This is a genomic window from Pseudomonas sp. MD195_PC81_125, assembly GCF_014060985.1.
In the GTDB taxonomy this organism is placed as follows: domain Bacteria; phylum Pseudomonadota; class Gammaproteobacteria; order Pseudomonadales; family Pseudomonadaceae; genus Aquipseudomonas; species Aquipseudomonas parakoreensis.
This window is the reverse complement of the sequence record NZ_JABULD010000264.1, coordinates 1-9,000: the sequence shown is the minus strand read 5'-3', so window position 1 is coordinate 9,000 and position 9,000 is coordinate 1. Positions and strand designations below refer to the sequence as shown.

The window sequence follows — 9,000 nt, the reverse complement described above, 5'->3', positions numbered from 1 at the left end:
AGGGCAACACAGAATTATCTGTGTTGCCCCGGGTTTTAGAAGAAGCCCAACGGATTGATGTCGTAGCTCACCAGCAGGTTTTTTTGTCTGCTGATAGTGATCGAGCATCATCTTGTGGGTTTCACGGCCGACGCCGGACTTCTTGTACCCGCCGAACGCGGCGTGCGCCGGGTACAGGTGGTAGCAGTTGGTCCATACGCGACCGGCCTTGATCGCGCGGCCCATGCGGTACGCGCGGTTGATGTCGCGGGTCCACAGGCCGGCACCGAGGCCGAACTCGGTGTCGTTGGCGATCGCCAGGGCTTCGGCTTCGTCCTTGAACGTGGTGATGCTCACCACCGGGCCGAAGATTTCTTCCTGGAACACGCGCATCTTGTTGGTGCCCTTGAGCAGGGTCGGCTGGATGTAATAGCCGGTCGCCAGATTGCCCTCGAGTTTTTCCACCTGGCCGCCGGTCAGCAGCTCGGCGCCTTCGCCCTTGGCGATTTCCAGGTACGACAGGATCTTGTCGAATTGCTGCTCGGACGCCTGGGCGCCAACCATGGTGTCGGTGTCCAGCGGGTCACCGCGTTTGATCTGGCTGACTTTCTTCATCACCGCTTGCATGAATTCGTCATAGATCGATTCCTGGACCAGGGCACGGGACGGGCAGGTGCAGACTTCGCCCTGGTTGAAGAACGCCAGCACCAGACCTTCGGCAGCCTTCTCGATGAAGCTCGGCTCGGCCTGCATGATGTCTTCGAAGAAGATGTTCGGCGACTTGCCGCCCAGTTCCACGGTGGAAGGAATGATGTTCTCGGCGGCGCATTTCATGATGTGCGAGCCGACCGGGGTCGAGCCGGTGAAGGCGATCTTGGCGATGCGTTTGCTGGTGGCCAGTGCTTCGCCGGCTTCTTTGCCGAAGCCTTGCACCACGTTGAGCACGCCCGGTGGCAGCAGATCACCGATCAGCTCCATCAGCACGCAGATGCCCAACGGCGTCTGCTCGGCAGGTTTGAGCACCACGCAGTTGCCGGCGGCCAGTGCCGGGGCGAGTTTCCACGCGGCCATCAGCAGCGGGAAGTTCCACGGGATGATCTGGCCGACCACGCCCAGCGGTTCATGGATGTGATAGGCCACGGTGTTGCCGTCGATTTCGGCCGCGCTGCCTTCCTGGGCGCGCAGGCAACCGGCGAAGTAGCGGAAGTGGTCGGCCGCCAGCGGGATGTCGGCGTTGAGGGTTTCGCGGATGGCTTTGCCGTTGTCCCAGGTTTCGGTGATCGCCAGGGTTTCGAGGTTCTGTTCGATGCGGTCGGCGATTTTCAGCAGGATCAGCGAGCGCGCCTGCACCGAGGTTGCGCCCCACGCGTCGGCAGCGGCGTGGGCGGCGTCCAGTGCCTTGTCGATGTCTTCGGCAGTGGAGCGGGGGAATTCGGCAATCGGCTGGCCATTCACTGGCGAGGTATTGGTGAAGTACTGACCTTTGACAGGCGCGACGAACTCGCCGCCGATGTAGTTACCGTACTTGCTCTTGAACGAGACTTTGGCGCCTTCAGTACCGGGGTGAGCGTAACGCATGATGTTGTTCTCCTTGGCTTTGTACTTATTAGAGAAACGCGCAAGTGCGCTTGCTATAAGCGTAGAGCAAAGGTCGGGCCATTGCCGCGCAAGGCAGGCAAATCAAGGTCTTGCGTAGTTTGTGTCGGACGGGCGGGCGCAGCCTGTGATGATTTCGGTACAGAGGGGGTGACAGTTTGTACCGCTTTTGGCACAGCCTGTGACCGGCTGGTCTTGCCAGCATTGCAATGCGTCGATGGCTGGAGGATGCTGACTGCCAATTGTCCAGATGCACCCTTGTGGTGAGGGGATTTATCCCCGATGGGTTGCGAAGCAGCCCCAATAAAAAATTGTGGCGACTCAGATTCACCGCGCATGCCGGATTTACGACTGCTGCGCAGCCGATCGGGGATGAATCCCCTCACCACAAGGTATGTGCCAGCCAATAAAGAGGCGGTACTGATCTCGGGGAGAATAATAAGAAATGCACGACAACCATTTGAGTCGCCATGCCCAGCAGGTTCTCACCGTCAGTCAGGGCAAGCCGCACCTGCACGGGCCGGGTGCCGATCCGTCGATTGCCCGTTCGTGGCTGCGCTGTCTTGAGGACTACCACCTCGATCCGGCCCTGACCATGGCGCCTACGGTGCTCGAACATGGGCGCGTCCTCGAAAGCCGCGAGCGTCTGCAACAGGTGTTGCAGATTGCCGGCAATGAAATGAGCAGCCTGCATCAACAACTGTCCGGCGCCGGTCATGCGGTGCTGTTGACCGACGCGCGAGGAGTGATCCTCAACTGCGTCACCGCACCCGCCGAGCGCAAGATATTCGAACGCGCCGGGCTCTGGCTCGGCGCCGACTGGAGCGAAGCCTGCGAAGGCACCAACGGTATCGGCACCTGCCTGGTCGAGCGCCAGGCGCTGACCATCCATCAGGACGAACACTTTCGCGGTCGCCACACCGGCCTGACCTGCTCGGCGAGCCCGGTGTTCGACCCGCACGGCGAATTGCTCGCAGTGCTCGATGTATCCTCGGCGCGCCACGACGTTTCGCGCCAGAGCCAGTTCCACACCATGGCGCTGGTCAATCTGTCGGCGAAGATGATCGAGAGCTGCTATTTCCTGCGTTGCTTCGATAACCAGTGGTTGCTGCGTTTTCATCTGCAGGCCGAATCCGTCGGCTTGTTCAGCGAAGGGCTGCTGGCGTTTGACGGCGAAGGGCGGATCAGCGCGGTCAACCAGAGTGCGCTGAACCTGTTGGGGCATATTCGCGGTGGTTTGCTCGGCAAGCCGGTGGAAGCGTTTTTTCGATTGCTCGCTGGACGAGTTGCTCGGCCGTGCCAGCGCCAATGCCAGCGCCAGTTGGCCGCTGCGCACCCGCGATGGGCGGCATCTGTTTGCCTTGCTGCGTGGCGAGTCGCGCAAACCGGCGAAGATCATGCCGGCCCCGGTCGTGGCCAAAGCTCAGCCACTGGCGGGCATCTGCCTCGGTGACGCCGCGCTGCAAGCGGATTTTCGCAAGGCGCTGCGCGTGTTCGAGCGCGACGTGCCGCTGCTGATCAATGGCGAAACCGGCTCCGGCAAGGAAGCCTTCGCCAAAGCTGTGCATCATGCCAGCCAGCGTGCCAACAAAGCCTTCGTCGCCCTCAACTGTGCGGCGATCCCCGAGAGCCTGATCGAGAGCGAACTGTTCGGTTATCGCGGTGGCAGTTTCACCGGCGCGCGCAAGGACGGCATGCGCGGCAAGTTGCAGCAGGCTGATGGCGGCACCTTGTTTCTCGATGAAATCGGTGACATGCCGCTGGCGCTGCAAACCCGTTTGCTGCGTGTGCTGGAAGACCGGCAAGTGGTGCCGATCGGCGGCGAGCCGGAGGCGGTCAACGTGCGGATCATCAGCGCCACGCACCGCCATCTGCTGGAGCGGGTCGAAGACGGCAGTTTCCGTGAAGACCTGTATTACCGGCTTAATGGACTCGAAGTTGCGCTGCCGGCGCTGCGCGAACGCAGTGATAAATCGCAGTTGCTGGATTTCCTGCTGGCCGAGGAGGCTGGCGGCGAGACAATCGTGATTGACGAGGCGGCACGTCAGGCGTTGCTGGCGTTCAACTGGCCGGGAAACGTGCGGCAGTTGCGCAATGTCCTGCGTACGCTGGCGGCGTTGTGCGATGAAGGGCGTATCGGGCTGGACGATTTGCCGGCGATGATTCGCCAGGCGCGGCCGCCGTTGGAGCTGAGGGCGGCTGAGTCCGAGCATCCGCTGGCGGACGCCGAACGCCTGGCGTTGCTCAATGCGCTGGAGCAAGCGCGCTGGCACATGACCCAGACCGCGCAGCAGCTCGGGGTCAGCCGCAACACCCTCTACAGAAAGCTGCGCAAACACGGAATCGCCCGAACCGCATAAATCCCCCTGTAGGAGCTGCCGGAGGCTGCGATCTTTTGATCTTGTTTCTTTACAGGATCAAAAGATCGCAGCCTCGTTGCACTCGTCAGCTCCTACAGGTGGGGTGATGGTGATCAGCTAAAGAGTGCGATTTCCCCCTCCCTGCGCTAACCTGCGGCGATGTTTTACGAGGTCGACTATGCACATTCATATTCTGGGTATCTGCGGGACTTTCATGGGCTCGATGGCGGTTCTGGCCAAAGAGCTGGGCCACCACGTGACCGGCTCCGACGCCAACGTCTATCCGCCGATGAGCACGCAGCTTGAGGCCCAGGGCATTCAACTGACCCAGGGCTACGACCCGGCCCAACTTGATCCGGCACCGGATCTGGTGGTGATCGGCAATGCCATGTCGCGCGGCAACCCGGCGGTGGAATATGTGCTGAACAAAGGCCTGCCGTACGTCTCCGGCCCGCAATGGCTGGCCGATCACGTGCTGCAGGGACGCTGGGTATTGGCGGTTGCCGGTACGCACGGCAAGACCACCACCAGCAGCATGCTCGCCTGGGTGCTGGAACACGCCGGCATGAGCCCGGGGTTCCTGATTGGCGGCGTGCCGCAGAATTTTTCGGTGTCTGCACGTCTGGGCGGCACACCGTTTTTCGTCATCGAGGCTGACGAATACGACAGTGCGTTCTTCGACAAGCGTTCGAAGTTTGTCCACTACCGTCCGCGCACTGCGATCCTCAACAACCTTGAGTTCGATCACGCCGACATCTTTCCCGATCTGCCGGCCATCGAGCGGCAGTTCCACCACTTGGTGCGCACCATTCCGAGTGAAGGTCTGGTGATTCACCCGACCACCGAACCGGCCTTGCAGCGCGTGATCGAGATGGGCTGCTGGACTCCAGTGCAAACCACCGGTGCCGGCGGTCAGTGGCAGGTCAAGTTGCTCAAGGACGATGGCTCGGCGTTCGAAGTGCTGTTCGAAGGTGAGTCCCAAGGCACCGTTGAATGGGAATTGACCGGTCAGCACAACGTCGCCAACGCCTTGGCTGCTCTGGCCGCGGCGCGGCATGTCGGTGTGGTGCCTGCGATGGGCATTGCCGGGCTGAGCGCGTTCAAGAACGTCAAGCGCCGGATGGAGAAGGTCGCCGAAGTGCGCGGCATCACCATCTATGACGACTTCGCCCACCACCCGACGGCCATCGCCACCACCCTCGATGGCTTGCGCAAACGCATCGGCGACGCACCGCTGATCGCGATTATCGAACCGCGCTCCAACTCGATGAAGCTCGGCGCGCACCGTGACGGTCTGCCGGACAGCGTGGTCGATGCCGATCAGGTGATCTGGTATGCCCCGGCCAACCTCGGTTGGGATCTGGCAGCCACCGCGGCACTGTGCAGCGTGCCGTCGATTGTCAGTGATTCGCTCGAAGGCATCATCGAACGGGTGAAGAGCCAGGCTCAGCCCGGCACCCACGTGGTGATCATGAGCAACGGCGGCTTCGGCGGCCTGCACGGCAAACTCGCCGAGGCACTGCAATGAACATGTTCGCCCAGAGCGGCGGTCCGGAACGCATCACGCTGGCGATGACCGGCGCGTCCGGCGCGCAGTACGGTTTGCGCCTGCTCGATTGCCTGGTGCGGGAAGATCGCGAAGTGCACTTCCTGATCTCCAAGGCCGCGCAACTGGTGATGGCCACCGAGACCGATGTCACGCTGCCGCCAAAACCGCAGATGATGCAGGCTTTTCTCACCGAGTACACCGGAGCGGCTGCCGGGCAGATCCGTGTGTACGGCAAGGAAGACTGGATGTCGCCGGTGGCCTCGGGCTCCGGCGCGCCAGCGGCGATGGTTGTGGTGCCGTGTTCCACCGGTACCTTGTCGGCGATTGCCACCGGTGCCTGCAACAATCTGATCGAACGCGCAGCGGACGTCACCTTGAAGGAGCGTCGCCAGTTGATTCTGGTGCCGCGCGAGGCGCCGTATTCGAGCATTCATCTGGAACACATGCTCAAGCTGTCGAACATGGGCGTGACCATCCTGCCAGCGTCGCCGGGCTTCTATCATCAGCCGCAGACCATCGACGACCTGATTGATTTCGTTGTCGCGCGGATTCTCAATCTGCTGGGTATTCCTCAGGACATGCTGCCGCGTTGGGGCGAGCATCATCTGAGCAGCGATGAATAAGCTGCTGACGATTGTGCTGGCGCTGCAACTGGCCGGCTGCGCCACCGCGCGCACGCTGGATGCAGCCAAACCTGGCGCGCCAGTGGTGTATTCCGGAACGCGTCTGGATTTGTATGCGATGAATGGCGGGTGCTGTGCGATGGATCGCTTCGGCGCTGAGGCGCCGAGCTATCCGGGGGTGGACCTGCCGGCGAGTGCGTTGCTCGATACGCTGCTGTTGCCGCTGTCGTTGCTGACCGTGATCGGCGTCGGGTTTCAGGCGACGGGTGGATTGTAGGGGAGTGCTGCGCACTCCATTCGCGGGCAAGCCACGCTCCCACAGTGATTGATGTCGTGCGACAGGTTTGTGTTCGCTGGAGACTACTGTGGGAGCGGGCTTGCCCGCGAAGAGGCCAGCCCAGGCACCACAAAACTACTTGCCGAGCTTGCGCAGCTCATCCGACTCGACGATCCGCACCCCATCCTGTTCTTCCAGCGCCAGACGCCACATCGCCCTGGCCAGTTGGCAGGCTTCGATGCCGCGGTATTTGCCGGGAATCAATTTGGAAAACGGCGCGGCCAGCTGTTCGCCCAGGCGCGGCTCGGTGCGATCGCCCAGCAACAGCGATGGTCGGCAGATAGTCAACTGCGGCCAGTCTTGCGCGCGCAATGCCTGCTCCATCTCACCTTTGACCCGGTTGTAGAAAATCGACGATTTCGGATCGGCGCCCAGTGCGCTGATCACGATCAGGTGCCGCGCGCCCATCTCCCGCGCGCGTTTGGCGAACGCTACGACCATGTCCAGATCCACCGCGCGGAACGCGGCTTCGGAACCCGCCTGTTTGATGGTGGTGCCGAGGCAGCAATAGGCGATATCGACGCGACCACTGAGCTGCGGCAGAAACGCCTGCGGGTCGCCCACCGGGTTTTCCAGGTGCGGATGTTCCGCCAGCGGCCGGCGGGACGGGGCGAGCACGCGGGTGATCGTCGGCTCGTTGAGCAAACGGTCGAGCAGGTGCTCACCGGTCAGTCCGGTGGCTCCGGCAAGCAATACGTGCTGAGGCGTCAAGTACATAGTGTTTCTCCCTTGATACTGTTCAGCTTAGTTGCTGTTTGTGGCTCCGTCGTTCAACGCAGCACTCTGCAACGCTTTTCTGGCCTGCTGCTTACGCAGCAGTTGCCAGTGCGCCAGCACGGTTTTCGGTGCCCAGATCTGCGGCTCCGAGGCTTCGAAGTTATCCGCCAGTTCGCGCTCGGCGACGGTGGCCTTGGCCAGTTTGAAGGCTTGCTCCAAGTCGTCGGTCTGGTTCAGCGCCTGAGCGAACAAGGCGTCGCCGAAGTAGGTGAAGTTGGCTTCTTCCGAGCAACCGAACGACACGCGGTCGGCGCGCGAGGCGGTCATGATCAGGGTGCGCTCATCTTTCAGGGCGGGGATGAAACCACCGGAATAGCACGATGAAATCACGATCACCTTGTCGCGGTTTTTCAGCGGTGCCAGCACCGTGGCGAGTTCGTCGGCGGGCAGATCGGCCAGCTCCATGCGCGGCTGGTCGAGCACCAGTTCGTGTTCGGCGGTGCCGTGGCTGGTCAGGTAGATGAACACCAGGTCTTCCGGGCCGCTGCGCTCGGCCAGGGTCTGCGCGGCGCGGCGCAGGTTTTCGCGGGTGGCCATCGGCCGGTCGGTGAGGTGGTCACGGTGGTTGACCAGACGGATCTGGCCGTAAGCGCCGAAACGTGTGGTGAGCATGTTGGCGACGTAGTCGGACTCGCGCAGGAACACGCTTTGCTTGCCGTCGCCACCGAGGGTCAGGGTGTACAGCTCCACCGCCGGGGGTCGAGGCGGGCACGGCGGCCAGCGCGTTATCGAGCAGGCGGCCCTGGGCCAGCAAGCCGAGTTCGAGGGTGTCGGGCAGCAGCTTGCCGTCGGCGTCACGCACGCGCTGGCCGTTGATCCAGGTGCCGCTGAGTACGGTGCCGTCGGTCAGCACCAGGGTGCCGCGCCCGGCGTAGCTGTCGCTGTCGAACTCGCCGATGTAGAAGCTGCCGTCAGACAGGTTCAGGCGGCCCTGGCCGCTGAAGCGCCAGTCATTGAAATAGCCGATGTAGTGGCTGCCGTCGGCGCCGATCAATTCGCCCTTGCCGGTCAGCGCGCCTTCCTTGAACTGGCCGAGCCAGACGTCGCCGTCGGCGTTTTCATAGCGACCCTTGCCGTGCAGTTGGCTGTTCTTGAAGCCGCCGACATAGATGTCGCCATCGGCGCTGTTGAAGGTGCCATTGCCTTCGAGCTGGCCGTTGACGAAATGGCCGCTGAAGGTGTTGCCGCTGGCATCGCCGCGCTGGCCTTCGCCGTTGGGTTTGCCGTGGGCGAACTGGCCCTGATAGGAACTACCGTCGTCCATTTCCAGACGCCCCAGCCCGGAATACTGGTCAGCCTTGAACTCGCCACGGTAAGTCATGCCGTTTTCTTTGAGCGTGCCTTCGCCATCGCGTCGGCCCTGCTTGAAACCGCCGGTGTAACTGCTGGCGTTGGTGGTCAGACTGCCTTGGCCGTCGAACAGGCCCTGCTGGAACTGGCCGCGATAAACCTCGCCGTTACTGCCGTGCCATTCGCCCTGGCCATGCCATTGGCCCTTGTCGAATTGTCCGGCGTACCAACTGCCGTTGGGATAGTCGACGCGGCCCTGGCCTTGCAGCAAGCCGTTGACCAGTTCACCGCGATAGCGTCCGCCGTCCGGCAGCCTTGCATCCGGGGGCAACAGCGATTCGCCGTCGCCGCACGCGGTGAGCATCAGGGTCAGGGCAAGGGGTGCAAGAGAAGCGAGTGGGCGCATAGCGGGATCCGGGCAATTAGGCGACCGAGTATGCCGCAGCCATGTGACCTTATACAGCCGGGAAAACAGCGCGGATGCGAAAC

At 62.4% G+C, this 9,000-nt stretch carries 4 protein-coding genes and 3 pseudogenes; 4 read left to right on the top strand and 3 right to left on the bottom strand.

All coding sequences use genetic code 11. The annotated features are described in order from the left end of the window. Positions 1-35 precede the first annotated feature (35 nt). A pseudogene (locus HT737_RS11770) lies at positions 36-1,557 on the bottom strand (aldehyde dehydrogenase family protein). A 463-nt stretch (positions 1,558-2,020) separates the two neighbouring features. On the opposite strand from HT737_RS11770, the pseudogene HT737_RS11765 reads away from it, so the two are divergent. From HT737_RS11765 to HT737_RS11750, 4 genes and pseudogenes are all read left to right on the top strand, one after another. Further along, positions 2,021-3,935, top strand: a pseudogene (locus HT737_RS11765) (sigma-54-dependent Fis family transcriptional regulator). Positions 3,936-4,113: 178 nt separating this feature from the next. Further along, a complete protein-coding gene (gene mpl / locus HT737_RS11760) occupies positions 4,114-5,463 on the top strand; it encodes a UDP-N-acetylmuramate:L-alanyl-gamma-D-glutamyl-meso-diaminopimelate ligase (RefSeq protein WP_047296827.1) in 1,350 nt (449 codons plus the stop codon). Continuing rightward, a complete protein-coding gene (gene ubiX / locus HT737_RS11755) occupies positions 5,460-6,107 on the top strand; it encodes a flavin prenyltransferase UbiX (RefSeq protein WP_182402620.1) in 648 nt (215 codons plus the stop codon). The genes mpl and ubiX overlap by 4 nt, the downstream gene beginning before the upstream one ends. Next, on the top strand, positions 6,100-6,384 hold the full coding sequence (locus HT737_RS11750) for a YceK/YidQ family lipoprotein (protein WP_115986843.1): 285 nt from the start codon (positions 6,100-6,102) through the stop codon (positions 6,382-6,384). Before ubiX ends, HT737_RS11750 begins: the two co-directional genes overlap by 8 nt. A gap of 135 nt (positions 6,385-6,519) precedes the next feature. Here the strand turns inward: HT737_RS11750 and HT737_RS11745 are convergent, their stop codons facing one another. Both HT737_RS11745 and HT737_RS11740 read right to left on the bottom strand, forming a co-directional pair. Continuing rightward, on the bottom strand, positions 6,520-7,161 hold the full coding sequence (locus HT737_RS11745; RefSeq protein ID WP_007968134.1) for an oxidoreductase: 642 nt from the start codon (positions 7,159-7,161) through the stop codon (positions 6,520-6,522). Positions 7,162-7,188: 27 nt separating this feature from the next. Beyond that, a pseudogene (locus tag HT737_RS11740) lies at positions 7,189-8,917 on the bottom strand (C13 family peptidase). Between the last annotated feature and the right edge of the window lie 83 nt (positions 8,918-9,000).